21 protein-coding genes are annotated in these 26,399 nt (G+C 68.3%); 6 read left to right on the top strand and 15 right to left on the bottom strand.

What is annotated here, in order from left to right; genetic code table 11:
* Window positions 1-84 precede the first annotated feature (84 nt).
* Genes chvE through mmsB form a run of 3 tightly spaced genes read left to right on the top strand, consistent with a single transcriptional unit; the run spans window position 85 to window position 4,042 of the window.
* Window positions 85-1,209 carry a multiple monosaccharide ABC transporter substrate-binding protein gene (chvE, locus tag D3654_RS09410; protein WP_120521242.1) on the top strand — a complete coding sequence of 375 codons (1,125 nt, stop codon included), beginning with the start codon at window positions 85-87 and terminating at the stop codon, window positions 1,207-1,209.
* Between the two features lie 5 nt (window positions 1,210-1,214).
* Window positions 1,215-2,759 carry a multiple monosaccharide ABC transporter ATP-binding protein gene (gene mmsA, locus D3654_RS09405; protein ID WP_120521241.1) on the top strand — a complete coding sequence of 515 codons (1,545 nt, stop codon included), beginning with the start codon at window positions 1,215-1,217 and terminating at the stop codon, window positions 2,757-2,759.
* A 5-nt stretch (window positions 2,760-2,764) separates the two neighbouring features.
* Window positions 2,765-4,042, top strand: a complete 1,278-nt coding sequence (gene mmsB / locus D3654_RS09400; protein WP_120521240.1) for a multiple monosaccharide ABC transporter permease — start codon at window positions 2,765-2,767, stop codon at window positions 4,040-4,042.
* 94 nt (window positions 4,043-4,136) lie between these two features.
* Here mmsB and D3654_RS09395 read toward each other — a convergent pair whose 3' ends face one another.
* The 11 genes from D3654_RS09395 to D3654_RS09345 form a co-directional block, all read right to left on the bottom strand.
* The gene (locus D3654_RS09395) at window positions 4,137-5,159 is read right to left on the bottom strand and encodes a LacI family DNA-binding transcriptional regulator (RefSeq protein WP_120521239.1); all 1,023 of its coding nucleotides are present in this window, start codon (window positions 5,157-5,159) and stop codon (window positions 4,137-4,139) included.
* A 41-nt stretch (window positions 5,160-5,200) separates the two neighbouring features.
* Window positions 5,201-6,109, bottom strand: coding sequence for an aldose 1-epimerase family protein (locus D3654_RS09390; protein WP_120521238.1), 909 nt, complete (start codon window positions 6,107-6,109; stop codon window positions 5,201-5,203).
* Window positions 6,106-7,626 carry an L-arabinose isomerase gene (araA, locus tag D3654_RS09385; protein WP_120521237.1) on the bottom strand — a complete coding sequence of 507 codons (1,521 nt, stop codon included), beginning with the start codon at window positions 7,624-7,626 and terminating at the stop codon, window positions 6,106-6,108. Before araA ends, D3654_RS09390 begins: the two co-directional genes overlap by 4 nt.
* 47 nt (window positions 7,627-7,673) lie before the next feature.
* On the bottom strand, window positions 7,674-8,366 hold the full coding sequence (locus D3654_RS09380; RefSeq protein ID WP_120521236.1) for an L-ribulose-5-phosphate 4-epimerase: 693 nt from the start codon (window positions 8,364-8,366) through the stop codon (window positions 7,674-7,676).
* Window positions 8,363-10,129 (bottom strand): ribulokinase, encoded by a 1,767-nt coding sequence (araB, locus tag D3654_RS09375; protein WP_120521235.1) that lies wholly within the window; start codon window positions 10,127-10,129, stop codon window positions 8,363-8,365. Before araB ends, D3654_RS09380 begins: the two co-directional genes overlap by 4 nt.
* 102 nt (window positions 10,130-10,231) lie before the next feature.
* Window positions 10,232-11,239: a LacI family DNA-binding transcriptional regulator gene (locus D3654_RS09370; protein WP_120521234.1), complete on the bottom strand. Its 1,008-nt coding sequence runs from the start codon at window positions 11,237-11,239 to the stop codon at window positions 10,232-10,234.
* A 215-nt stretch (window positions 11,240-11,454) separates the two neighbouring features.
* The gene (locus D3654_RS09365) at window positions 11,455-12,405 is read right to left on the bottom strand and encodes a type IV toxin-antitoxin system AbiEi family antitoxin domain-containing protein (protein ID WP_120521233.1); all 951 of its coding nucleotides are present in this window, start codon (window positions 12,403-12,405) and stop codon (window positions 11,455-11,457) included.
* A gap of 150 nt (window positions 12,406-12,555) precedes the next feature.
* On the bottom strand, window positions 12,556-14,283 hold the full coding sequence (gene menD / locus D3654_RS09360) for a 2-succinyl-5-enolpyruvyl-6-hydroxy-3-cyclohexene-1-carboxylic-acid synthase (protein ID WP_120521232.1): 1,728 nt from the start codon (window positions 14,281-14,283) through the stop codon (window positions 12,556-12,558).
* 98 nt (window positions 14,284-14,381) lie between these two features.
* Window positions 14,382-16,481: a PhoX family protein gene (locus D3654_RS09355; RefSeq protein WP_120521231.1), complete on the bottom strand. Its 2,100-nt coding sequence runs from the start codon at window positions 16,479-16,481 to the stop codon at window positions 14,382-14,384.
* A gap of 72 nt (window positions 16,482-16,553) precedes the next feature.
* Complete coding sequence (locus D3654_RS09350; protein WP_120521230.1) at window positions 16,554-17,603, bottom strand: o-succinylbenzoate synthase; 1,050 nt, start codon at window positions 17,601-17,603, stop codon at window positions 16,554-16,556.
* A gap of 50 nt (window positions 17,604-17,653) precedes the next feature.
* The gene (locus D3654_RS09345) at window positions 17,654-18,250 is read right to left on the bottom strand and encodes a hypothetical protein (protein WP_120521229.1); all 597 of its coding nucleotides are present in this window, start codon (window positions 18,248-18,250) and stop codon (window positions 17,654-17,656) included.
* 374 nt (window positions 18,251-18,624) lie between these two features.
* Between D3654_RS09345 and D3654_RS09340 the strand changes: the two genes are divergently transcribed.
* Both D3654_RS09340 and D3654_RS09335 read left to right on the top strand, forming a co-directional pair.
* The gene (locus tag D3654_RS09340) at window positions 18,625-19,290 is read left to right on the top strand and encodes a DUF2510 domain-containing protein (protein WP_120521228.1); all 666 of its coding nucleotides are present in this window, start codon (window positions 18,625-18,627) and stop codon (window positions 19,288-19,290) included.
* Between the two features lie 120 nt (window positions 19,291-19,410).
* Window positions 19,411-20,466: a LacI family DNA-binding transcriptional regulator gene (locus D3654_RS09335; RefSeq protein ID WP_120521227.1), complete on the top strand. Its 1,056-nt coding sequence runs from the start codon at window positions 19,411-19,413 to the stop codon at window positions 20,464-20,466.
* Window positions 20,467-20,547: 81 nt separating this feature from the next.
* Here the strand turns inward: D3654_RS09335 and D3654_RS09330 are convergent, their stop codons facing one another.
* Genes D3654_RS09330 through D3654_RS09315 form a run of 4 tightly spaced genes read right to left on the bottom strand, consistent with a single transcriptional unit; the run spans window position 20,548 to window position 25,238 of the window.
* Window positions 20,548-21,945 carry a glycoside hydrolase family 32 protein gene (locus D3654_RS09330; RefSeq protein WP_120521226.1) on the bottom strand — a complete coding sequence of 466 codons (1,398 nt, stop codon included), beginning with the start codon at window positions 21,943-21,945 and terminating at the stop codon, window positions 20,548-20,550.
* Between the two features lie 25 nt (window positions 21,946-21,970).
* A complete protein-coding gene (locus D3654_RS09325; RefSeq protein WP_120521225.1) occupies window positions 21,971-22,840 on the bottom strand; it encodes a carbohydrate ABC transporter permease in 870 nt (289 codons plus the stop codon).
* Window positions 22,841-22,848: 8 nt separating this feature from the next.
* Entirely contained in the window at window positions 22,849-23,823 is a 975-nt protein-coding gene (locus D3654_RS09320; RefSeq protein ID WP_120521224.1) for a carbohydrate ABC transporter permease, read from the bottom strand.
* The gene (locus D3654_RS09315) at window positions 23,820-25,238 is read right to left on the bottom strand and encodes an ABC transporter substrate-binding protein (RefSeq protein WP_120521223.1); all 1,419 of its coding nucleotides are present in this window, start codon (window positions 25,236-25,238) and stop codon (window positions 23,820-23,822) included. Before D3654_RS09315 ends, D3654_RS09320 begins: the two co-directional genes overlap by 4 nt.
* Window positions 25,239-25,393: 155 nt before the next feature.
* Here D3654_RS09315 and D3654_RS09310 point away from each other — a divergent pair, with 155 nt between their 5' ends.
* Entirely contained in the window at window positions 25,394-26,392 is a 999-nt protein-coding gene (locus D3654_RS09310) for a phosphatase PAP2 family protein (RefSeq protein ID WP_120521222.1), read from the top strand.
* Window positions 26,393-26,399 lie beyond the last annotated feature (7 nt).

The raw sequence follows: 26,399 nt of genomic DNA, 5'->3' as shown, positions 1-26,399 counted from the left end.
CAGATGGCCGGCCACGCGACGAGCACCGACGCTCCCGCGCAAGCACGATTCGCCGCCCCCAGTGGGCCGCGGAAGGAGAACAACGTGAGAATCAAGAAGCTCCTGGGCGCCGTCGCCGTCGTCCTGGCCCTTGCAGCAAGTACCACCGCGTGCGGAAGCCGGCCGGGCGCGGCCCCGGCCAGCGGAGGCGCCGACGCTTCCGGCGCCCTGGTGGGAATCTCCATGCCGACCCAGACTTCCGAACGGTGGATCGCGGACGGCAAGAACGTCTCCGAGTCCCTCACGAAACTCGGCTACAAGACAGACCTCCAGTACGCCAATGACGATATTCCCACGCAGGTCTCCCAGATCGAAAACATGTTGACCAAAGGCGCGAAATCATTGATCGTCGCCGCCATCGACGGCACCACCCTCACCGACGTCCTGGCCAAGGCCAAGGAACAGAACGTCAAGGTCATCGCCTACGACCGCCTGATCAACGGCACCCCCAACGTGGACTACTACACCACCTTCGACAACTACGAGGTGGGCGTCCAGCAGGCCACGTCGCTGCTGACCGGCCTCGGGCTGCTGGATGCCGACGGCAAGAAGGTCGAAGGCAAAGGCCCGTTCAACGTGGAACTGTTCGCCGGCAGCCCGGACGACAACAACGCGAACTTCTTCTGGACCGGCGCCATGGACACCCTGAAGCCCTACCTCGACGCCGGAACCCTGAAGGTGCCCAGCGGCCAGACCAAGTTCGAGCAGGCCGCCATCCTGCGCTGGCAGGCCGCCACGGCGCAGAAGCGCATGGAGGACATCCTCACCGCCGCGTACGGTTCCGGCAAGAAGCTCGACGGCGTGCTCTCGCCGTACGACGGCCTGTCCATCGGAATCATCTCGGCCCTGACCAGCACCGGCGGCTACGCCAAGGACAAGCTGCCCGTGGTGACCGGCCAGGACGCGGAAAAGGGCTCGGTCAAGTCGATCATCGCCGGCGAGCAGTACTCCACGATCTTCAAGGACACCCGCAAGCTCGGCGAGCAGGCCGTGAAGATGGTGGACGCCTCCCTGAAGGGCCAGCAGCCGGAAATCAACGACGACAAGACCTACAACAACAAGGTCAAGGTGGTTCCGGCGTACCTGCTGAAGTCCGTGGTGGTCACCAAGGACAACTACAAGCAGGAGCTGATCGACGCGGGCTACTACACGGAAGCCGACGTCAAGTAGCCACCATGAACGTACCCATTCTTCAGATGCGCGGGATCACCAAGACGTTTCCCGGCGTCAAGGCCCTCCAGGATGTCACCCTGGACGTGAACCGCGGCGAGGTCCATGCGATCTGCGGCGAAAACGGTGCGGGCAAGTCGACCCTGATGAAGGTGCTCTCCGGCGTCTACGCGCACAACACCTTCGACGGCGACATCCTCTTCGAGAACGAACCGTGCACTTTCACGTCGATCAACGACAGCGAAAAGCGCGGCATCGTGATCATCCACCAGGAGCTCGCCCTCAGCCCGTACCTGTCCATCGCGGAGAACATCTTCCTGGGCAACGAGATCGCCTCCCGCGGCTGGGTGGACTGGCGCAAGACCAACCTGGAGGCGGCCAAGCTGCTGGCCAGGGTGGGCCTGGACGAGAACCCGGTGACGCCGATCCAGCACATCAGCGTGGGCAAGCAGCAGCTGGTGGAGATCGCCAAGGCCCTGTCCAAGGAGGTCAAGCTCCTCATCCTGGACGAGCCGACGGCGGCCCTGAACGATGAGGACTCCGATCACCTGCTGGACCTCATCCTGCACCTGAAGGGCCAGGGCGTCACCAGCATCATCATCAGCCACAAGCTGAACGAGATCCGCAAGGTGGCGGACGCCGTCACCATCATCCGGGACGGCAAGTCGATCGAGACGCTTCGCCTGGACGGGGGTGAAGACGGCCGGAGCCAGATCACCCAGGAACGCATCATCCGCGGCATGGTTGGCCGGGACCTGGACAGCCTCTACCCGGAACGGACTCCCGTGATCGGCGACGAGGTGCTCCGCATCGAAGACTGGACCGTCCAGCACCCGCAGGACCACAGCCGCACCGTGGTGCACAACGCCAGCCTCCACGTCCGCAAGGGCGAAGTGGTGGGCCTGGCCGGGCTGATGGGTGCCGGCCGCACGGAGCTGGCCATGAGCGTCTTCGGGCGCAGCTACGGCAAGGCCGTCTCCGGGAAGGTGTTCAAGTACGGCAAGGAGATCGACACCTCCACGGTTCCGGGGGCTATCGCGCACGGGATCGCCTACGCCACCGAGGACCGGAAGCATTACGGCCTGAACCTGATCGACGACATCAAGCGGAACGTTTCCATGGCCGCCCTGCCCAAGCTGGCCAGGCGCGGCTGGGTGGACAAGAACCGCGAAACAACCGTGGCCAACGGCTACCGGAAGAGCATGAACATTAAGGCTCCCGCCGTGTCCGCGATCACCGGGAAACTCTCCGGCGGCAACCAGCAGAAGGTGGTGCTGAGCAAGTGGATGTTCTCGGATCCCGATGTGCTGATCCTTGACGAGCCCACCCGCGGCATCGACGTCGGCGCCAAGTTCGAGATCTACACGATCATCGCCGGGCTCGCGGCCGAGGGCAAAGCCGTCATCGTGATTTCCTCGGAGCTTCCCGAGCTGCTCGGCATCTGCGACAGGATCTATACCCTGTCCGCCGGCCGCGTCACGGGTGAAGTCCCCATCGCCGAGGCCTCGCAGGAGACCCTCATGCACTACATGACCCAAGAGAAGGAATAGCGAGCATGTCCGCCCTACGAGAATCCCTCGGCTTCCTGGCAAGCCGGCTCCGCCAGGTCGGCATCTTCGTCGCCCTGATCCTGATCGTCCTGCTGTTCCAGCTCCTCACCGACGGCATCCTGCTCCAGCCCCAGAACGTCACCAACCTGGTGGTCCAGAACAGCTACATCCTGATCCTGGCCATCGGCATGGTGATGGTCATCATCGCCGGCCACATCGACCTCTCCGTGGGGTCCGTCGCCGGATTCATCGGGGCCGTGGCCGGCGTGATGATCGTGCACTGGGGCTGGCCCTGGTGGGCCGCGATTCCCGCGTGCCTGCTGGTGGGCGCGCTGGTCGGCGCCTGGCAGGGGTACTGGATCGCCTACGTGGGCATCCCGGCCTTCATCGTCACGCTGGCCGGCATGCTCATCTTCCGCGGCCTGACCCTGATCACGCTGAAGAACCAGCAGATCACGCCGTTCCCGGATGAACTGCGTGCCCTCGGCGGCGGCTTCCTGCCGGACATCTCCGGCGGCACCTCGGTGCTGGAGTGGCTCACCGTGCTCCTGGGCGTCGTCGGCACCGCCGCCCTGTTGTTCCAGTCCATCAAGGAGCGCCGGGTCCGCGGCGCACTCGGCCTGGAAAACGAGCCGCTGGCCTGGTTCGCCACCAAGACGGCCTTCATCGCGCTGCTCATGCTCGCCATCACCTTCCTGCTGGCCAGCTACCGCGGCACCCCGATCGTCCTGGTGGTGCTCGCCGCCCTGGTGATCGGCTACTCGGCACTGATGAACAACAGCATCTTCGGCCGCCACACCTACGCCATCGGCGGGAACCTGCACGCCGCGGAGCTGTCGGGCATCAAGACCAAGGCGGTCACCTTCCGGCTCTTCGTGAACATGGGCGTCCTGGCCGCGCTGGCGGGCCTGATCTTCACCGCCCGCCTGAACTCCGCCCAGCCCGCGGGCGGCACCGGCTTCGAGCTGGATTCGATCGCAGCGGCCTTCATCGGCGGTGCCGCCGTGCAGGGTGGCATCGGAACCGTGGCCGGCGCGATGATCGGCGGCCTGATCATGGGCGTCCTCAACAACGGCATGTCAATCCTGGGCCTCGGCACCGACTACCAGCAGCTGATCAAGGGCCTGGTGCTCCTGCTCGCCGTCGGCTTCGACATCTTCAACAAGAACCGCGCCGGCGGCGGCTCCTCGATCGCCAAGCGCTTCAAGTTCCGGACCACCCCGCCCGCGGCGGAGGACGTCAAGGCCCCGGCCGAGCCGGTGGCGGTCCCCGCAGCCCGGTAGCCGGCTAGAACCGGGACGACGACGGCGGCCCCGCACCTTTCGCGAAAAAGGTGCGGGGCCGCCGTCGTACTTAGCTGTGCGGGAGCGCGCGCTATCAGCGGGGTGCCGTTGACGCCCGGACGACGAGGCCGGGGCTGAGCACCGAGCCGGTTCCGGCGGCTCCGCCCTCGATGTCGGCGAGCAGCATGCCGATGCAGCGGGCGCCGAGCTCCTTGAAGCCCTGGTTGACGGTGGTGAGGGGCGGGACGAAGTAAGCGGCTTCCGGCTGGTCGTCGAAGCCCACCACGCTCATGTCTTCCGGGACGCGCAGGCCGGCCTCGCTGAAGGCACGCAGTGCTCCGAGGGCCATCTGGTCGTTGGCAGCGAACACGGCCGTGGCCTGCGCCGACGCCGCGAGTTCCAGGCCGGCGCGGTAGCCGCTGCCGGCGCTCCAGTCGCCCTGGAGAAGCGGGCCGGGGGCGAGGCCGGCGCCTGCGAGGGTGTGCCGCCAGCCTTCGGTGCGTGCGGCGGCGTCGATCCAGTCCGGGGGCCCGGAGATGTGCGCGATGGAGGTGTGGCCGAGGTCGAGGAGGTGCCGGACGGCGTGGGCGGCACCGGCCGCCTGGTCCACGGCGACGTCGCCCGGGCGCCCGTCTGCACCGAAAACCGCCGCGCCGAAACCGTCCGCACCGGATCCCGCCGCGCCGAATCCCACCGTGACGAGCGGCACGGGGACGTCGATGCTGCGCAGGGCCGCGAGCATCGTTTCGTGCGGCGCGATCACCACGATGCCGTCCGCCGGCTGGAGCATGAAGTGTTCCAGGGCGTCCCTGATACCCGACGGCGTCACGCGGCTGAGGCTTGCCATGCTCACCGAATAGCCCTGCTCGCGTGCGGCCTGCTGGACGCCGAGGAGGGTGTTGGCGGGGCCGTAGAAGCCCATTCCGGCGCCGAGGACCCCGATCGCCTGGGAGCGGCGGGTGACGAGGCTGCGGGCGGCGGTGTTCCTGCGGTAGCCGAGGTCGGCGATGGCACGTTCGACGCGCGCACGGGTGGCGGCGCTGACATGCGGGTGGGCGTTGAGGACCCGCGACACCGTCTGGTGGGATACCCCGGCCAGGCGCGCCACGTCCTCCATGACGGGAGGACGTGGCGCGGCTTTGTGGTTCGGAACGTGGGTCACACCGCGAAGATAGTCCACGCCGTGCTGTGCGTGGCGCCTGCTTCGAGCCGCACCAGATCCCTTCCGCTGTTGAAGGCATCCGGCGGGCAGGTCATGGGTTCCACGGCCAGGCCAAGCCGGTTCGGCGCCGGCGGTTCCTTGTCCGCGGTGTGGATCTGCAGCCAGCGGCAGCTGCTGTCCCAGGACATTCCGACGCCGGTCCCGCCGGGGTCCCGGACCAGCACGCGCGCCTGCCCGCCGCCGTCGAACGTTATATCCGTAAAGGCGTGGTCGATCTCCGTGCCGCCGATGGCGCGGGGCGAGCGGAAGTCGAAGGCGTGGCCTTCCACGCTGCGCGTTTCCTTCGGCAGCAGTCGGTCCGGGGTGACCTCAAGGAACGTTCCGGCCGGAATCTCGAGGACCCATTCATCGAGGCGTGACGGCCCCGCCACCAGGTACGGATGCGGGCAGACCCCGTAGGGCGCCGCCGTGCCGCCGAGGTTGGCCGCGGTGACGGCGATGCGCAGCCCGGCCTCCGTCAGCCGGTACTCGGCGGTGAGGCGCAGCGCGTGCGGGTATCCCGCCGTCGGCGCGGGTTCGCAGAAGAGCGTGACAGCGGATTCCTCGTGCGATTCCAGGGTCCAGTCCTGTTCGAACGCGAAGCCGTGGAGGGCGCAGCCGCGGGCGGGCTCGTTGCTCGGGACCTGGTATCCGGCGCCGTCGAAGGTGTACTTCCCGTCCGCGATCCGGTTGGGCCAGGGCGCGGCGATGATGCCGCGGAAGTCGGGGATAGGGCCGCCGGCCGGGAACGGGACCACCAGGTCCCGTTCCCGGTGACGGAGTACGCGCAGCGCCGCGGCGTGTGCCGTGACAACGGCGCTGTACTCCCCCGAGCGGATGGGGTATTCGTCCACGTGCCCGGTCACAGCCCGCCGGCCAGCTTGTAGTAAGCGGCGTTCCAGGCGAGTTCCTTCTTGAACTGTTTGATGGTGGTGCCCTCGTCGATGGTCAGGAGTTCGGTCTTGGCGATGTCGGCGAAGTCCTCGAACACGTCCAGGCCCACCTGCGTGGACAATACCGTGTGGTGGGCCGCGCCGGCGGTGAGCCACGCGGCCGCGGAGGTGGCGAAGTCCGGCTTCGGTTCCCAGAGCGCGCGCGCCACCGGCAGGTTGGGCAGCGGCTGCTCGAGCTCGACGACGTCCACGGCGTTCGCCACGAGGCGGAAGCGGTCGCGCATGTCGGACAGCGCGACGACGACGCCCGGGCCGGCGTCGGTGTCGAACACCATGCGGACCGGGTCTTCCTTGCCGCCGATGCCGAGCGGGTGGATCTCGACGCGGGGCTTCGTGGCGGTCAGGGACGGGCAGACTTCGAGCATGTGGGCGCCGAGGATCTTCTCCGAGCCGGGCGCGAGGTGGTAGGTGTAGTCCTCCATCAGGGAGGCGCCGCCGGGCAGGCCGGCGCCCATGACCTTGGCGGCGCGGATCAGGATGGCGGTCTTCCAGTCGCCTTCGGCGCCGAAGCCGTAGCCGTCGGCCATGAGCCGCTGCACGGCCATGCCCGGCAGCTGCCGCAGCTCGCCCAGGTCCTCGAAGGACGTGGTGAAGGCAGCGGAGCCGTTGGCTTCCAGGAAGGACCGCAGGCCGAGTTCGATCCGGGCGCTGTAGCGCAGCGATTCGTGGCGGGCGCCGCCCACCGTGAGCTCCGGTGCCACGTCGTAGAGGCGCTCGTACTCGGCAACCAGGGCGTCGACGTCGGACTCTTCCGCGGCGTGCACCGCGTCGGCGAGTTCGTTCACGGACCAGGTGTTGACCGAGACGCCGAAGCGCAGCTCGGCTTCGGTCTTGTCGCCCTCGGTGACGGCGACATTGCGCATGTTGTCACCGAAGCGGGTCAGCTTCAGGGTGCGGACGGCGGCCCAGCCCGCGGCGGCACGCTGCCAAGTGCCCAGCTGGCGGGCGACCTCCGGGTTGGAGGCGTGGCCCACCACGGTCTTGCGCGGCACGCCCAGGCGGGACTGGATGTAGCCGAACTCGCGGTCGCCGTGGGCTGCCTGGTTGAGGTTCATGAAGTCGAAGTCGATGTCCGCCCACGGCAGGTCCCGGTTGGCCTGGGTGTGCAGGTGGAGCAGCGGCTTGCGGAGCAGGTCCAGCCCTTGGATCCACATCTTGGCCGGGCTGAAGGTGTGCATCCAGGCAGTCACGCCGATCACGGAGTCGTTAGAGTTCGCCTCCAGTGCGGTGCGGCGTATGGCGTCCGAATCGGTCAGCACGGGCTTCCAGACGAGCTTGACCGGGACCTCGGAGGAGGCGTTCAGGAGCTCGGCGATTTCCCGGGACTGGGCGGCTACCTGTTTCAGGACGTCCTCGCCGTAGAGGTGCTGGCTGCCCGTAAGGAACCAGACTTCGTAGTGGTCCAGGGAGGTGGTGTTGGCGGTGGGCATGGTGTCTCCTTGAAGTTTTGTTGGGCCTAACGGCCTGGTTGCTGGGCCTAACGGCCGTAGACGTTCTGGTAGCGCTCGTAGAGCGAATCGATCTTGGCCCCGTCGATGGGTACGGGCTCACCGAGCTGCCGTGCGATGTGGACCGTGCGGGCCACCTCTTCGCACATGACGGCGGCCTTGACGGCGGCGCGGGCGTCCTTGCCGATGGTGAAGGGGCCGTGGTTCTGCATGAGCACCGCCGGGGAGTTGGACGCCGTGAGGGTCTCCACGATGCCGCGGCCGATCGAGTCGTCACCGATCAGCGCGAACGGGCCCACCGGAATGGATCCGCCGAACTCGTCGCCCATCATGGTCAGCACGCACGGGATTTCCTCGCCGCGCGCGGCCCAGGCCGTGGCGTAGGTGGAGTGCGTGTGGACCACCCCGCCCACCTCGGGCATGTTCCGGTACACGTAGGCGTGGGCGGCGGTGTCCGAGGACGGCGATAGCCCGGGATTGCCCCAGTGGACCGTCGAGTCGCCGTCCACCGGAGTCCCATGGAGGTCGGTGACGACCATCAGCTCCGGCGTCAGCTCGTCGTAGGAGACGCCCGACGGTTTGATGACCATCAACTCATGGCCGGGGACGCGCCCGGAGACGTTGCCCGCGGTCCAGACGACCAGTTCATACCGGGTCAGCTCGGCGTGCAGCTCGCAGACGTCCCGGCGGACTGTGGCAATTGTTTCCAGCAAGGTGCTCATGCGGGGACTCCTGTTTCGTTTGCCGCAAGCGCTGCGTTGGCGGCGAGTTCGACGGCGGCGCTTGCGTCCAGCCCTGCCCGGGCCTTGCGCTGGATCGACTTGAGCCGGTGCATCACCTCGTTGCTCCCCCTGCCGAAGTAGTCGTGCAGGGTGCGGTACTCACGGAACAGTTCCTCGTAGGCTGCGACGTTTTCCGGGATCGGGGTGTACACGGCGCCAGGTTCCGCGCCCATGGCGGCGGCTGCGGACCTGATGTCCCGATAGCGGCCGGCGGCCACGGCGGCATGGATGGCGGAGCCCAGCGCCGGGCCCTGGGTGGAGCCGATTGTGGAGAGCTGCAGGCCGGTGACGTCCGCGTAGATCTGCATGAGGAGCCGGTTCTTCAGCAGGCCGCCGGCCACGATGAATTCCTGCACCGGAACGCCGGAATCCCGGAACGCGTCCACGATGGTGCGGGTGCCGAAGGCGGTGGCCTCGAGCAGGGCCCGGTAGATGTCCTCGGGGCGTGTGGCCAGGGTCTGTCCTACGATCGCGCCCGAGAGTTCGTGGTCCACAAGCACCGAGCGGTTGCCGGAGTGCCAGTCGAGCGCCACCAGGCCGTGCTCGCCGATGGCCTGCCCGGATGCGAGCGAGGTCAGGTATTCGTGAATCCCCTGCCCGGCCGCAGCGGCAGCCTGGTGGTATTCCGGCGGGACCCCGTGCTTGGTGAACCAGCCGAAGATGTCGCCGACGCCGGACTGGCCGGCCTCGTAGCCCCAGAGACCGTCCACGATGCCGCCGTCCACCACGCCGCACATGCCAGGGACTTCCCGCAGCTCGGCGCCGTTCATGACGTGGCAGGTGGAGGTGCCCATGATGGCCACGAGCTGTCCCGGTTCCACGGCCCGGGCCGCGGGTGCCGTGACGTGCGCATCCACGTTGCCGACAGCGACGGCGATGCCCTCCGGCAGCCCGGTCCAGGCGGCGGCCTCGGCCGTCAGGCGGCCGGCGGCGTCACCGAGGCGGCCGATGCTGTGCTCGAGCTTGCTGCTGACGAAGTCCCTGAACTCCGGGTTCAGCGCCGCGAGGAAGTCTTCCGAGGGGTAGCGGCCGTCCTGGTAGATGCCCTTGTAGCCGGCGGTGCACGCGTTCCGGACGTAGTTGCCGCACAACTGCCAGACGATCCAGTCCGCGGCTTCCACCCAGTGGTCCATCGCGGCGTAAGCCTCGGGGTCTTCTTCGAGCAGTTGGAGCCCCTTGGCGAATTCCCATTCGGAGGAGATCAGCCCGCCGTAGCGCGGCAGCCAGGACTCCCCGCGTTCGGCGGCGAGGGCGTTGATGCGGTCCGCCTGGCCCTGCGCGGCGTGGTGCCGCCACAGCTTCACGTAGGCGTGCGGCCGGTCCGCGAAGCCGGGGACCTCGTTGAGCGGGGTGCCGTCCGCTTTCACCGGCACCATGGTGCAGGCGGTGAAGTCCGTGGCGATTCCGACGACGGCGGCCGGGTCGATCCCGGCGTCGGCGATAGCGGCGGGGACTGCCCGCCGGAGCACCTCCCGGTAGTCATCCGGCACCTGCAGCGCCCATTCGCCGGGAAGCCGGGCAGCGCCGTCGTCGCCTGCTACGTCCGCCGGAAGCGCATCAGTGACCACCGCGTGCGGGTAATCGAACACCCCGCTGCCGAGTTCCTTGCCGTCCCGGACCCGCACCACAACGGCCCGGCCGGACAGGGTGCCATAGTCCACCCCGATCACATAGTTTTCGCTGCCGTCTGCAATGACGTCCATGAATCCTCCAAGAAATGCCGCCCGCCGCTTCGCGGGCTGACACCATTGTGAGCGCTAACAAATTCATCCGTCAAGTAGCCTGCGTCACGTTCCGTGCGCGTGTCAGGCCAGGGCCGCGGTGCTCCGCCGGATCACGAGTTCGGGCTCCACCACAGTCGTGGCGGTCTCGCCCTTCGCGAGGGCGGCGAGCATCAGGTCCATGCAGCGCCGGCCCAGCTCCTCGAAGTCCTGCCGGACCGTGGTGAGCGGCGGGGTGAAGTACCCGGACTCGGGCTGGTCGTCGAAGCCGACCACGGAGACGTCTTCGGGCACCCGGACCCCGGCCTCATTGAAGGCCCGGAGCAGGCCCAGGGACATCTGGTCGTTGCCGACGAAGATCGCGGTGGCTGACCGTTCCGCGGCGAGCTCCCGGCCGATTTCGTAGCCGCTGCCCGCGCTCCAGTCCCCTTCCATCAGGAGGTCGTCCGCCAGCCCGGCAGCCCGCAGGGCAGTGCTCCAGCCCTCGGCGCGGGCGGCGCCGTCGATCCAGTCCTGGGGTCCGGCGATGTGGCCGATCCTGTGGTGGCCCTGTTCGATCAGGTGCGCGACGGCGAGCTCGGCGCCGCGTTTCTGGTCCACCATCGCCCCGCTCACGGACCCGCTGCCCGAGGCGCCCACGGCAACCACCGGAACGCCCGGAGCCTGTTCCTCCAGGGCCAGCAGGGTTTCGACGTGGGGCACGATCACCACGATGCCGTCCACGGATTGGTCCAGGAAGTGCTGGATCGCATCGAAGATCGCCTCGCGGCTTACGGTCCGCAGCGCCGCGATGCTGACGAAATAGCCGGCGTCGCGCGCAGCCTGTTCCACTCCAAGGAGGGTGTTGGCCGGGCCGTACTGCGAAAGTTCGCTGCCCAGGACGCCGATGGTCTGCGAGCGCCTGGTCACCAGGCTGCGGGCCGCCGTGTTCCGCCGGTAGCCGAGTTCGGCGATGGCGGCTTCGACCCGCTCGCGGGTGGACTTGCTGACGTTGGGGTGGTTGTTGATCACCCGGGAGACGGTCTGGTGGGAGACTCCCGCGCGCTCCGCCACGTCCTCGAGCCGGGGAAGCCGGGCACTGCTGTTAGCCATGGGGCTATTGTGCTCGATACCACGCGTCGAGGCGAACGCCGGGCATCGACCGGTCCCTATACGATGGGTCCCGGTTCGATGGTCTCCTGCAGGCATGCCGCGCTCACCTACCCACGACACGCGAGTTCCCCGGCGCCGCCCAAACTTCCTGACGACACCCGCCGTCCCGGTGCGCGAGGAGCGAAGCGCGTCGGAAGGCACGAACCGCGTCGAATTCACAGCGCCGAGCGGGCAGGGCGTCGTGGCACGCCGGCCGCCAGCAGCTTCTTCTCCAACCCGGCAGGGTCCATCAGTTCACGCCATACCCAACGGCTCACGCCGCATCCGGTGGCGCGGATCCGGTCCTCCCGCTCCTTCTCCTTGACCACAGCTTCCGCAGGCGTCATCCCGTTGAGGTACTCCTCCTTTTGGTACTTCGCGAAACCATCGAATTCGCCTACGAGCCGGGCCTTTTTCCAGTAGAAATCCGTGTATCCGATCAAGCCACGCTGGTCCCTGAATTCCTGCTGCAGGATGGGTGGCTCAAATCCAGCGGCATGCATCAGGGCCCGGCTGTACGATTCACCGGCGGACCCGGACAAAGGATTCGCGAATGACACCACGGCATGGATCCTGCGCATCGCCGCCGCGCTGTACCGGCCCTCGGCCGCGGCAAGCAGTTCCTCTTTGCCAAGGGCCGGAAAACCGCGCTCCCGGTCACGCTTCAGGACATGGTCCACTGGTACAACGGCTTCGACGAACGACGTGTGCGCGGCCAGGTCCAAGACGGTACGGAGCCGGTCAGTGACCAACAGGCCATCCACCCTGCGGATCTCGACGCCGGCAGGATCGGCAAAGTGCCGCACCACACCGGCCCTGGAGCGGCCGCCATCGTTCCGGAAAGTCAGGGCACACACGGAATGGCTGCCAACCGTGGGAATTCCGTGCACCGACGCCGCCGACTGTCGTGCGAAAACGGTACGGCTTTCAAAGGTTTCGGCGGCCGCGCTGACCCTCAGCCGGTATTGTTCCCACGGCTTCAACCCCGCCCACGAGGCCCGCTCCACGTATACTCCCCGCCGCACCCGGTGGAGCAGGCCGGACTTCGCCTGCCGGGCGAGGTCCTTCGCGCTCGCACCATGGATGGCAGAGTCGCGGGCAAGGATGAGCCGTGGGATGTCCGTCATTCATCGAGCCTCACATCCGGAACAGCGGCCGCGAAAGCCACTGGAACCGCTATGTGGACAACCTCGCGCCCGTTCCCGGCGACCCGTTTCACGCCCGGCGACGCGCGAATTCCCTGTGCGTCGGGCAGGAAGCGCGTCGAAAGCAGAGGGTTACGCCGCCGCCAGTACTTTCGCGGCGGCCTCCCCCACCGCGGCCTTGATGCGCCCGTGGAGTGCCCGGAGGCCGGAACGGTCGGTGCGGACTTCCACGATGCTGCGGCCCTTCAGCGGCGCGGTCAGCGCGGCGGCGAGTTCCGCCGTCGTGCCCGCGCGCGAGTACGCGACGCCGTACGCGGCTGCCAGCGAGCGGATGTCCGCGGTGTGCGGGGTGCCGAAGAGGCGTTCGACGGCGGTGCCGTAGCCGCCGTCCGCTTCCACGCCGCTGCGTTCGAGGAAAGCCCCGTGCTCCAGAAGCCCGAAGATCGCGCCGCCGGAGTCGTTGAGGACCACGATCCGCAGGTCCGGCTCCGTTTCCCCGCTGCCGAGCAGCAGGCTGCCGGCGTCGTGCAGGAAGGTGATGTCGCCCAGCAGGAGCGTGGTTTCGCGGCCAGAGCCGAGGGCGATCCCGGTGGCGGTGGCAATGGTGCCGTCGATCCCGGCGAGGCCGCGGTTGGCATCCACGGTGGCCAGCGGCGCCGGCTGCGGCTGCCCGGCGAGGTCCACGTCGCGGATGCCGTTGGAGGAGCCCAGCACCAGCCGGCCGCGGGCGTGTTCCCAGACGGTCGCGGCCACGGCGGGCCCGGTGGGCAGGGCCTCCGCGGACATGACACCGTCCAGCGCGTGCTGCGCGGCGGCACCGGCCAGCAGCCAGGCGTCGAGCCATCCGGCGGCGCCACGGCCGGCGAATTCGCCGAGTGCCGCGAGGGTTTCGATGGGTGTTTCGCGGCGCCGGCCGTGCTCGTACCAGGCCACGGGGACGGGTTCGTACAGGGCCGTTTCAACCTCGGTGCGCGCCAGCAGCGCGGCCACCGGGCGCGAAAGCGTCGGGCGGCCGAACACCACCACGCGTTCGATCGGCAGCGCGGAATCCGCAGAGAAGTGCTCCAGGAGCAGCCGGTACGGGCCCACGGCGTTGGGGCCGAAGCGTGCGTTGGAGGACGGTTCGGCGAGCAGCGGCAGGCCGTGGGAGCGGGCGAACGCCTCGGCGACGGCGCCGGCATCGTGCCCGGCCAGGACCACGGTGCGCCGCTCGGGCAGCTCCCCGGAGGCGGCGGGCAGCTCGAGGACCTCCGGGCCGGCGTCGTAATGGAAGACGCCCCGGCCCTCGCGCGCCGGCAGGGCCTCCCCCGGTTCCGGAACCAGGGGCTCGCGGAAGGCGAGGTTCAGCTGCACCGGCCCGGGCGGGGTTCCTTCGAGGGCGCCGCTGGCGGCGTGCAGCGCGGTGCGGACCGCCCGTTGCGGGTTGTCCCCGGCCGGAACGTCGACGGCGAAGCGGACGTGTTCGCCGAAGAGGTCCATTTGGAGGGTGGTCTGGTTCGCCCCGGTTCCGTGCAGCTCGGCGGGCCGGTCCGCGGAGAGGACCACGAGCGGCACGGCGGAGTGGTTGGCTTCCATGACCGCGGGCAGCAGGTTCCCGACGGCGGTGCCCGAGGTAGTGAGGACTGCCGCGGGCGTGCCTGTGGACAGGGCCAGGCCCAGGGCCGTGAACCCGGCCGAACGCTCGTCGATCCGCACCAGCAGGGTGACCCGGCCGGCAGCTTCGGCCTCCGCGAGGGCGTAGGCCATGGGTGCCGAGCGCGAACCGGGAGAGACCACCACGTGCCGGACCCCGGCGTCGAGCAGGGTGGCCACGGCGATCCGTGCGGCGGCGAGCGAGGTCAGGGAGTCCGGGGAAGTCACGGACCTAAGTCTAATTAGCAACGCGGGGTCACTCACGGCCCATGTTTGGCGCAAACATGGGCGCGGAGTGACCCCGCGTTTGGAGACTGCGGAGGCGCTTAGTCCACGCGGTAGACCTGGACCACGGACGGACGCGGACCCTTGAACTGGCCGGGCTTGGCCTGGCCGGCGGCCGGCACGTAGTCCGGGAAGTACGAATTCGGCGCCTCGTAAGTGCCTTCCTCACCCGGGTGCTGCACGGAGACGAACACGTGGCGTTCCTCATCGTGGATGATCGGGCCGCAGGTTTCGGCGTCGCGCGGCACGGAGAGGAACTGCTCCACCTTGCCGCGCTCCGGTCCTTCCAGCGTGACCTTGAACAGGCCGTCGTTGTAGCCGATGACGCCCGGGGCGCCGTCGGTGGAGATCCACAGGTTGCCCACGGAGTCGAAGGCCAGGTTGTCCGGGCAGGAGATCGGGGAAACCTTGTCCGCCGGGTAGCCGGAGAAGTAGGTGCTGGTGTTCTTGGCGGGGTCGCCGGCAACGAGCAGCAGGTTCCAGGTGAAGGTGGTGGCGGTCTGGTCTCCGCCGTCCTCGATGATCTCCACCACGTGGCCGTCGCGGTTGAGGGTGCGCGGGTTGACCTCGGTGGCGCCTTCCTTGCCCACCTTGCCGCGGTCCGAGTTGTTGGTGCAGGCGACGTAGACCTTGCCGGTGGCGGGGTTCGGCTGGACGTCTTCACAGCGGTCCATCTTGGTGGCGCCGGCCTTGTCCGCGGCGAGGCGGGTGTAAACGAGAACCTCGGCGACGGTCATGCCCGCAACGGCGGATGCGCCGTCGACCACGAGCGGCAGCCAGCGGCCGGTGCCGTCGAAGGAACCGTCGGCCGGCAGCGCGCCGGTTCCGGTGATTTCGGAGACCGGGGAGTCGCCGGTGAACTGCGCAACGTAGAGGTCGCCTTCGTGCAGCAGGGTCTTGTTCAGTTCGCGGTCTGCAACGGTGCTGCCGGTGCGGAAGGTGCCTTTGGAGACGAACTTGTAGAGGTAGTCGAAGCGCTCGTCGTCACCGGTGTAGGCCACGGCCTTGCCGTTCGCGGCGATCTGGATGTTGGCGCCTTCGTGCTTCAGCCGACCCAAGGACGTGTGCTTCTTGGGGGTCGACGTCGGGTCCATCGGGTCCACCTCGACGATCCAGCCGAAGCGGTTGGCTTCGTTCTCGTAGCCCGGGTTGCGGGTGTCCCAGCGCGGCTCGTCCAGTTCCCAGCCGAAGGTGGACTGCTTGTCCTTCAGGCCGTAACGCAGATCGCCGGCCGAGGTGCCCGGGGCGCGGAAGTAGCCCTGGAAGTTCTCTTCGCCGGAGAGGATGGTGCCCCACGGGGTGGTGCCGCCGGAGCAGTTGCCGATGGTGCCCTTGGGGCGGCGGCCAGAGGGGTCTGCAACGGTCTTGAGCAGGGATGAGCCGGCGGCCGGGCCGGTCAGCTGGTACTCGGTTTCGGTCAGGAAGCGGCGGTTCAGCGGGGCGCCCTTGACGTAGCTCCACGGCTGGTTCCTGTTCCCGCGCTGCAGCTCGACAACGGTCAGGCCCTGGGCCGCGCGGGCCACGGCACGCACACGGGCCGGATCGGCTGCGGTCTCGGCCTGCGAGAACATCAGGCTGTCGTTCGTGTACTCGTGGTTGGCGAACATCACGGCGCGGCGGCCCTTGCTGCCGGGCAGCTCAATGATGTCCGAGTAGTCGTTGTTGTAGCCGAACTGGCGGGCCTGTGCCTCGGGGCTCTGCGCAGCAGGATCGAAGTCCGGGCTGTCGTTGAAGAGCGGGTCGCCCCAGCGGATGATCGGACGCCACGCGTAGCCTTCGGGAACGGTGAATTCGTCCACGGTGTAGTCCACCGGAGCAATCGGGGTGAAGCCGAGCTTGGATGTGTTAAAACCGGCCTTGGCGGCGGCGGACAGCCCTTCAGCGGCTTCTGCACCTTCAGCAGTGGCCAAGTTCCCGCCGAGCGCGACGGCGAGCGCACCGGCCGCGCCCAGGCCCAGGGCCGCGCGTCGGGACATTGCCGCGGAAGCAATGTCGCGGAAGTAGGAGTTGGAGCTGGTGTTGCACGCGGGGCTGGCGCACGCGTTGTCGCACTTGAGGGCGCAGGTCACCGGGCTGCGCTTGCCCCTGGTGTGGCCGAGCATCGGCAGGAGCGGGAAGGTACGGGCGGGCGTTTCAGACATGGGAGGCCTCCGGGTAGTCACTGGGTCCCGGCCACCCTTTCAGCGCAAGGGGAATCTGAGAGGACGCTCTGGTTAAGTCTGGGTGAACTCGGTCCGTGCCGAGGATTCCGCGGTTGCCAGGACGCCGTGCACCCGGCGGAGCCGTTCCAGCCACCAGCCGCGGCGGTCCGCGGGTGCCGCGTACCGCTCCAGCAGCCCGGGGTCGGCCACCGCGTCGCGCACGGCGATGGCGCCGTCGTCGGGCACCAGCGGATCCAGGGTGATGTCCGACTCGAACAGCCGGACGGTCCCCAACCCGCACGCGTACGGCAGTTCCGGCAGGGAGGCAGCGAGCGCGAGGCCCGCGCGGATTCCCACGGAGGTGTCGAGGGCGGAGCTGACGACGGCGGGCAGCCCGGCCTGCGCCACGATCTCCAGGGCACGCCGGACCCCGCCCAGCGGCGCCACCTTCACGACGATCAGGTCAGCGGCCCCGGCCCGGGCCACCTTCAGGGGGTCGTCCTCCTTGCGCACGGACTCGTCGGCGGCAATCAGCACGTGTGTGCCACGTGCGGCGAGCCGCCGGCGGACCTCGGCGAGCCCGTCGATGTCCGGCACCGGCTGCTCGGCGTATTCGAGCCCGACGGCGGCGAGCCGGCCGAGTGCCTCCACCGCCTGCGGCACGTCCCAGCCGCCGTTCGCGTCCACCCGGACCGCGGCGTCCGGTAGTGCTTCCCGGACGGCTTCGACGCGGGCGATGTCCTCGGCCAGATCCTGGCCCCGCTCTGCGACCTTGACCTTGACGGCGTCCACGCGGCCGAAGCGGGCGAGCACTTCGGGCACCCGGGCGGCATCGACGGCGGGGACCGTGGCGTTGACGGGGATGCTGCGGCGGAGCGGTTCGGGGAATCCGGTCCAGGCGGCCTCGACGGCGGCGGCGAGCCAGCGGGAGGCCTCGGCGTCGCCGTACTCGGGGAAGGGGCAGAATTCGCCCCAGCCGGCCGGCCCCTCGATGAGCAGCGTTTCGCGCTCCATGATGCCGCGGAACTTGACCCGCATCGGCAGGCTCACCACGCGGGCGGTGGCCAGGAGTTCCTCGAGGGCGGGCAGCGGCGTGGTTGCTCCGGCGGCGCGTTCAGGCATGTTGCCACTGTATCCGGGGGTGTCCGACGAGGGGGCGCGCGTTTACAGGCCTACGCCGGGGTGCCTGGGGGTCCGGCGGAAATGCCTTCGTTGGGCTGCTTGGCGAGGTCAAGGGCGGCATTGACATAGCTGCGCAGTTCCGCTTGCGCTGCCTGGAGGTCCTGTCCATCGAATAGCGGATGGCTGCCCGAGACGAACAGGTTCCCGCTCATGCTCATCATGAGGAGCCACTTGTCGCTGAAGCCCGGCCCGGTGATGGTGTACACGTAGCTGAAGGACTTCGAGCCGTTGAGGTCCGGCCAGAGTCTGTCCAGTTCAAGCTTCATCCGCTGCTTGTCGACGGTAAGCGTTGCGCCATCGCAGTACCCGAGGAACCTGTCGATGCCATGCATCTTCGCCCAGAGAAGACCGGAACTGTCCGAGGAGATCATCAGGAACGAAATACTGTCCCTGTCGCTAAGCATCGCTCCTGCGCTTTCGATCCGGACGTCGGACAATTGCGTGGCCCGGAAGTCGTCGGTGCATTCAGCGGGAACGCTGGTCATGTCCTTAGGAGCATAGGTTTCCGGGTCCTGGCGGGAAAGGAGTTCCTCTTCGTCGAAGACGTCTGCCTCTGCTCCGTCGCTTGAGCGGAGGCTGCCGACCATCGCGTGCAATTCAGCTCTGGAGTACAACGGCAGCGGCTTGCCCCTCGACAATGTACTAGCGCCAGGCCCCGCGGAAGAGGACGTCGGTGAACTCGGGGCAGTCCCGCCCTGACCCAGGGCGCAGGAACCAAGACAAAGAAGCAGCAAAGGAACCAGGACAAACGCAAGAATCCTGCGGCAAATTGACATCGACCCACCCCCATAGAGCCTGCCGGTGACAACCGGCAGGCCTAGGCTACAACCTTGCAGACGGTTTCGACAGGAGCCGGTTTCGGGTGGCTCCGTATGCGCCGCAGGTCCGTGCACGGGAGGGGGCGCGCGAATGCCCCGGGAGGATTATCCTCAGGGGACAAGCACAGTTTTGGGAGCCCACAATGACGCACCCCGGCAGCGGTTCCACCCCACCTCCAGGCTGGTATCCCGATCCCGCGGACACGCGACGGTCCCGCTGGTGGGACGGCACGGCGTGGACACACCAGGTGGCCGGCGGCGGGCCACCATTCCAACAGGCGCAACCCATCCAAGCCGGGCAGCCGCTCCAGACCGGGCAGCCCCTCCGGGCGGGCCCGCCCCCGCGGCCGCAGATAGACAGCCGGACCCCCGTCGACAACCCGTATATCTGGGGCGTCGTACTCCTGCCGCTGCTGTCCGTCACTTTCCTGCTGGCATGGAACCCCGAGATCCGCTTCCGGACCGTGGGCACCCGGCAGGTGCTTGATCCTGCCTCGTTGTTCACGCCGTGGTACTTCGCGATCGTCGTTTCGAGCTTCCTGCTCTACGGGGTCTCGGTGCTTCTGGCGTACCTCGATTGGCAGAAGCTCAGCCAGGACGGCGTGGTCCGGCCCTTCCATTGGGCCTGGTGCTTCCTCAGCCCGGCCGTCTACGTCATCGGGCGCTCCGTCATCGTGTACGGTGTCGCCGCAGGGCGTGGCCTTGCTCCGGTGTGGGCGCTGATCGGAACCTTCGTGCTGAGCGCCGTGGTTGCCAGCATTAAGGTCTCCATCATCATGGCGCAGGTGATGTCCTCGATCCCGCGCTAGACGCTCCCAGACAGCCTCCCGGTTGCTCACGCCGGCCCTCCTGCAGCGGTAGCAAATGCCCCCTTTCCCTCACACGCGTTAGGTAGACTGCAAGGGAAAACGCAGTGTGAAGGAGTTGGGATGCAACGCAAGGCAACCGCGCTCGACGTCGCCAAACGCGCGGGCGTCTCCCGCAGCGCCGTTTCCCTGGTGCTCAACGGCCGCGGGGACGGCAACGTGGCCAAGGAAAGCCAGGACCGGATCCGGCAGGCTGCCGCGGAGCTGAACTACTCCCCCAACCCCATCGCCCTGAGCCTGCGGAACCAGCGCACGCGCGTGATCGGCATCGTCTCGGACGAGGTGGTCACCAGCCCCTTCGACGGCAACATCATCGGCGGCGCGGACGACGTCGCCCGCAGCCGCGGCTTCGTCACCGTGGTGATGGACACCGAACTGGACTCCTCGCGGGATGCCAGCGCCGTGGAAACCCTGCTCGACCGGCAGGTGGACGGGCTGATGTACGTGACCGTGGGCCTCAAGCCGCTGGACGTGCCGCAGGGCATGCTCCGGGTGCCGTCGGTCCTGGCCAACTGCATCGACAACGCCCCCGTGCCGCGCCTGCACCACGTCATTCCGGACGAGGTGTCCGGCGGCCGCGAAGCCACCGAACACCTGCTGGGCCTGGGGCATCGGGACATCGCCTTCCTCGCCGGTGCGCAAAGCTCCCCGGCGGCGCCCCTGCGCGTGCAAGGCTTCCGCGCGGCGTTCGACAGCGCGGGGCTGCCCGTCCGGGCGGACCGCGTCTTCCTGGCGGGCTGGGACATCGACACCGGTTTCAACGGGGCGATGAAACTGCTCGACGGCGTGTCCCCGGCCGAACGCCCGACGGCGATCATGTGCGCGAACGACCGCCTCGCCGTCGGAGTCGTGCTGGCCGCCGCCCGGCTGGGGCTCAGCGTGCCGCGGGACCTGTCGATCATGGGCTACGACGACGAATTCCGCATCGCGAACACGATGGTCCCCGCCCTGACCACCATGGCGCTGCCACTGCGGGACATGGGCGCCACTGCGATGACCCGGCTGCTGGACGCGGTGGAGAGCGGGGATCCCGTGGACTCAGCCGGCACCCTGGAAACAATGGTCCCCTGCCGCCTGGTGATCCGGGAGTCCACGGGCCCGGTCCCGTCCCTGGCTTAACTCCCCAACTAGCTCGCAGTTGTTGTCTTTTTGAGGGCTCAAAACGACGTTAACTGCGAGTCAGTTGGGTGAGCGCACCGCCTACTTCGCCGCCAGCTCCCACACCTCCGCCGAGGCACCGGCGGGAAGTTCCAGCCGCCATTCCTCGCCCGGCGCGGGGTAGGCCCGGAGGGTTGTGGCCACTGCACCGCTGCGGTACACCTCCACGAGGGACGCATCGATGAAGACCCGCAGTTCCTCGCCCGCCGCCAAAGCGCCTGCGAAGACGGTCTGGTCATCTCCCAGCACGAGCCGCACCTCGCCGCCGGCAAAGTCGGAGGACGCCGTGACCCTTGCTTCCGCGAACGCCGGCAGGTCCACATGCCCGACGGCGGCGCCCGCCAGCCGTGCGGACCGGTAGCCGTCGATCTCCGGTGCCGGAGCCACCGCAAGCTCGCCGTCCGCGAGGGACAGCACGCGCGGGTGGGTCAGGACACCGGCCCAACCGGCGGCGTCGATCTCTTCCTGGCTGCGGCCCCGGCGGCCGTCCCGGCCCGGCCCTTCGTTGGCCCAGCCCCAGAGCAGGGCCCGCGGGGTTCCGTCCGCCGCGTCGTCGAGCTGGGTGACCTGCGGGGCGTAGAAGTCCCGGCCGAAGTCCGACTTGCCGGCGCTGTGCGGGGTGAACACGGGCAGGCCCGTTGCCGGGTCGGCGGCCATGGTGCCGATCAGGTGGCCGACGCCGAGGGCGTGTTCGTGGTCGTCGTCTTTCTGCCAGAGCGAGAACATCGCCACCCAGGCAGTGCCGCCTTCGCCGTCCGGAATGCGCACCAGCTGCGGGCATTCCCAGATCTCGGCCCGGTTCACGTCATGGCCCGTACCGGCCGCGTTGTCCGTGGTCAGCCAGATGCCCTGGTATTCCCAGCGGTCCATGCTGTCCACGCGGTAGAGCAGCAGCGCGGCGCGCCCGTCGGCCAGCCCGGCACCCTGAATGGCGTAGCGCCGGCCCTCGAAGCGGAACAGAAAGGGGTCCCGCACGGCCGTGACCTGCGGATCCTCCGGCATCGAGACCGCCACATGCCCGTCCTGGGCCCAGTCCACCAGGTCCGCCGAGCCGCGGGCGATGACCACCTGCGAGGCACCCTCACCGGAACGGACGCCCGAGTACGCGGCGGTGGGCACGCCGCCGTCGTCCGTCACCACGCCGGTCCAGCAGCCGAAGTCGTCCGGCCCGCCGTCCTGGGGCCGCAGCGCCACGGGGTGCTCGTCCCAGTGCAGCAGGTCCGCGGAGCTGACGTGGCCCCAGCAGATCCGGTGGTGCCGGGCGGAGTCCGGGTTGTACTGGAAGAAGACGTGGTAGCGGCCGTTGAGGTAGCTGATGCCGTTGGGGTCGTTGATCCAGCCCTGCGCCGGGCGGGGGTGCAGGCGCGGAAACGCAGGGTCCGCAGGGCTGTCGGCGTGGCCGGCCGCGGTGACGGCTGCGGCCAGGTCCGGGTTGCTCATTGAGGTTCCTTTTCAGACGTTGTGATTACTTGCCGGTGCCGGCCGTGAGTCCGTCCCGGAGGGCGCGCTGGCCGAACATGAAGACCACCAGGGCCGGGATCATGGAGAGCACCACGCCGGCGAGCACCACGGAGATGCTTCCGGTGCCGAGGTTGCCCTGCAGTGAGACCAGGCCCAGCGGGAGCGTGAAGTTCTGCTCCGAGATGGTCATGATGAGCGGCCGGAAGAATTCGTTCCAGTGGAAGTTGAACGCCAGGATGCCCACGATCGACAGGCCCGGCATCGCCAGCGGCGCGTACACCGAACGGAAGGTCCGCCACGGGGAGGCACCGTCGATCGCCGCGGCTTCGGCGAGGTCGGCCGGCAGCCCCAGGAAGTACTGGCGCATCAGGAAGGTGCCGAACGCCGTCGGGATGGCCGGGAGGATCAACGCCATCAGCGTGTCGGAGAGCCCGACGCCGCGGATGAGCATGAACACGGGAACGATCGTCACTTGGGCGGGCACCATCATGGTGGCCAGCACGATCGAGAACAGGGCGCCGCGGCCGCGGAACTTGAGGTTCGCGAAGGCGTAGCCTGCCAGTGCGGCGGTGATCATCTGCCCGACGGCGATCAGGCCGGTGACGAGCGCGCTGTTGATCACGAGCCCGATGATGTTCAACTGCTTGAAGACCTGCCCATAGGAGACGAAGTCCGGGTCCAGCGGCAGGAACGACGGCGGCAGCTGGAACGATTCCGCCGGCGGCCGCAGGGAGGTGGACAGGGTCCACAGCACGGGTCCCAGGACCAGGACCGCGGCGATGGAGAGCAGCACGATCCGGCCTGCGACGGACCAGTCGCGCTTACTGCGGCGGACAACCCGCTCAGCGGCGGGGCGCTTGATGGTGGTGGTCATGGCGGGCCTCACTGGTAGAAGACGAATCGTTTGCTGAGCCGGAACTGCGCGGCCGTGATGGCCATGATGATCAGGGTGAGGATCACGCCGATCGCCGAGGCCTGGCCGAATTCGAGCCGCTGGAATGCGGACTCGAAGATCACCATCACGGCCGTGCGGGTGGAGTCGCCGGGGCCGCCGCGGGTGAGCACAAAGGGCTGGTCGAAGACCTGGAGGGCGTTGATGATCGCCATCACGGAGGCCACCAGGGTGGTGGGGCTGAGCAGCGGCAGGGTCACGTGGATATGCTTGCGCCAGCCGGTGGCGCCGTCGAGCGACGCGGCTTCATAGGTCTCCACCGGGATCGAGGCCAGCCCGCCGATGAACAGCAGGAAGGAGAAGCCGAAGTTCTGCCACACGTACACCAGGATCACGACGGCGGCCGAACCGCCCGGCGTCGTCAGCCAGGGAACCGCTGGGATGCCCACGAGGGACAGCAGCCAGTTGACCACGCCGAACTGTTCGTTGAAGAGATACCGCATGAAGATCGACACCGAGGCGGCGGAGAGGATCAGCGGGAAGAAGAAAGCGCTGCGGAAGAAAACCCGCAGCCAGGCCGGAAGCTTCTCCTGGACCATGATGGCCAGGCCCAGGGCCAGTCCCAGCTGCAGAGCCACGGCCACCACCACGAACAGGATGGTGTTCAGGAAGGACACCCGGACCGTGGGGTCCTGGACCACTTCGGCGAAGTTGTCGAAGCCCACGAAACTCGGCGCCGAGATGATGTCCCAACGGAAGAAGGCCAGCGCCACGGAGGCGATGATGGGCAGCACGGTGAAGATGCCCATGCCCACGATGGTCGGGGCCAGGAAGACCCAGGGCAGCCAGGGCTGGCGTTCGCGGCCGGAGCGGCCGGGCTTGCCCGCCTTATTGGCGCCGTTGGCGCGCTGTGCCTTTCCGCGCACGGCCTTGGTGCGCACGCGCGTGTCGCTTGCGGTGCTCATGGCTGCCTCCTCAAGGCAAATTCGAGGTCCCTCTGCAGCGAGTCGAGTGCCGACTTCAGCTGGCGTTCGTCACCGCTGACGGCCAGGGACACGTTCTTCATCAGGGCCGTCTCGACGGCGGCCTGCTGGGGCGGGGCGGGAATGGGACCGGTGCTGGGGAACCGGTCGAGGGTGTCGTAGAAGACCTTCCAGTGCCGCGGACCTTTGCCGGCGTAGAGCTGCTCGTTGACCATGGAGCGCCGGGCCGGGGTGGTGTTCGGCGTGGGGAACACGATCTGCATGGCATCCAGGCTGGAGCTGAACTTCACCCATTCCCAGGCGGCGTCCTTGTCCTTGGCGGTCTTCATGATTGCGTAGCCGGCGGTGCCGAACTGGTGCCGCTGGGTGCGCCACTTCGGGAAGAACTGGACGTCGTAGTCGTCCTGCTTCATGCCGGCCTCGCTCAGGCCCTGGACCCAGTAGCCGCCGGCCGGCGTGGTGCCGATCCGGTTGGAGGCGAAGAGTCCCACCAGGGAGTTGCCGCCGCCTTCTTCGGGGCGGACGCCCAGGCCGTCCTTGACCAGTCCGCGGAGGAAGTCGAAGGATTCGAAGACCTTGGGATCGTCGGCGTTGGGTTCGAGCCACTGGTAGCCGCCCGAGCGCATGCCGCGGGTGGGGTCGTTGGCGTAGAAGCTGTCCCACAGCCACCGGCCGCCGGTGGACTTGGTCTCCTTCAGGAAGCTGGTGTCGTTGGCGTAGAGCCACGGCACCACGCCGCCGAAGAGCCGGTTGGTCCAGTAGTACGGGGTGAAGTCCGAGGGCCGCGCCTTGCGCATGGCGGCCAGGGTGCTGCGGAAGTCCTGGTGGTTCCAGTCGTCCGCCGGCCGCTCCAGGCCTGCCTGCTGGAGGGCCTTGGTGTTGTAGTACATGTTGGCGGCGTTCCAGTCGATGGGAAGCTGGAACAGGCTGCCCTTGTACATGAAGGCTTCCACCAGGCTGGGGTGGACGTCCGCGAAGTACTCCTTCATATGGTCCGCGTCCCGGCGCAGGTACTCGTCCAGCGGGTGGGCCAGCTTCTCGGCGAACAGCTGGGCGCCTTCCGTGGCCACGTACACCACGTCCGGCGGGGTCCCGGCGGCCACCATCGTGAGGATCTTGGTGAAGAAGTCCTTCCAGTCCACGGCCTGGATGGCCTGGACCTTCACCTTGATGTCCGGGTGGACCTTGGCGAATGCGTCGACCACCTTCTGGCGGGCAGCGGCATCCGCGGCGGTACCCATGATGGCGATGCTGAGGCTGTTGTCGCCACGGCCCGGGATGTCGGTTCCGGTCAGCCGCGGCCACGACGCCACGGTTGTCCCGACAATTCCCACGCCCAAGGCGCCAAGGGCAGTCCTGCGTGAGATTTCACGCAGCTTCCCGTTGCTTCCTGGCATGTCTAATTCCTCCCTAACACGTGTTAGGAACTGTAAATCCTCGACCTAACACGTGTCAAGAGTCACATGCTGATTGCCTCTTCCTCACCGCCACCCAGCTCCCGCCCAGGGAACTCGATGTGTCCTGCAGGGCCCGGTGTGGCACCCTGAAAGGGATGATCTTTCGAAGGGACAGCGACCTCCGGCACGCTCGACAGGAAGCCGGAGGACAGGGGGAAACCGACTGGCGGCGCGACAGCGGCCGTCCGGCGGAAAGCAGCGGAAACAACGGCAGGCGTCCGGCGGCCAAGGGCAGCGGCCTGCTCTTCGCCCTCGCCACTTTGGCCTGCGCCGCCGGATTCGCGGCGAGCTACTACTTCTTCGTCCAGACCACCACCGGCCAGTACATCGACGAATCCGCCCTCGTCGAGGCCGGGGAACTCCACGGACCCGCCGGCAGGGCCACCACGCGTTTCCTGGACCTGTTGCCGGGCATCTCCCTGGCGATCGCCGCCGTCGTGGTCCTGTTCGTCACGCTGGCCAGGCGGCGCTGGAAGGCGGCGGGAATCGCGGTGGCGGCCTGCGCCGTCGCGAACCTCGCCACCCAGCTGTTGAAGGACTCGTTCCCGGACCGGCCGTTCACGGGGGTCCAGACCCTCGGGCTGAACTCCCTGCCCTCTGGGCATACGACTCTGGCGGCATCGGCCGCGGCGGCCGTCTTCCTGGTGGTGTCGCCGCGCTGGCGTCCGCTGGCCGGATTCCTGGGCGGCACCTTCGCCGTGGCGGCCGGGGTCTCCACCCTGGTCAACCAGTGGCACCGGCCGGCCGACGTCGTCGCTGCCTTCCTCGTGACCGGCGCCGTGATGCTGCCGGCGGGCTGGCTGGTGATGCGCACCGGCAACCGCTGGAACGTGTGGGGAGGGCACGCCGAACACTGGGCGTCCTCGCGGCTGTGGCTATCCCTTTCCGTGCTGGCCGGGCTGGCATCGGCCGGCTTGGCCGTCTACTCGCTGGCCAGGATCGCGCCCTACGGGCTGGGAATTCCCGGCCTGGCGCAGGAGGAAAGCACCACCGACTACTTCTGGGCCGGCGTCTCGCTGATCGTGATCACAGGGTATCTGGGGACCGTGGCCGCCACCTGGCTGTTCGGCCACGCCGCGCGTCGGCGCCGCTGACTCCTCG

The organism is Arthrobacter celericrescens, assembly GCF_003614925.1.
In the GTDB taxonomy this organism is placed as follows: domain Bacteria; phylum Actinomycetota; class Actinomycetes; order Actinomycetales; family Micrococcaceae; genus Arthrobacter; species Arthrobacter celericrescens.
Note: the sequence above shows the minus strand (reverse complement) of the source record. Positions and strands in the feature narration are given on the sequence as shown.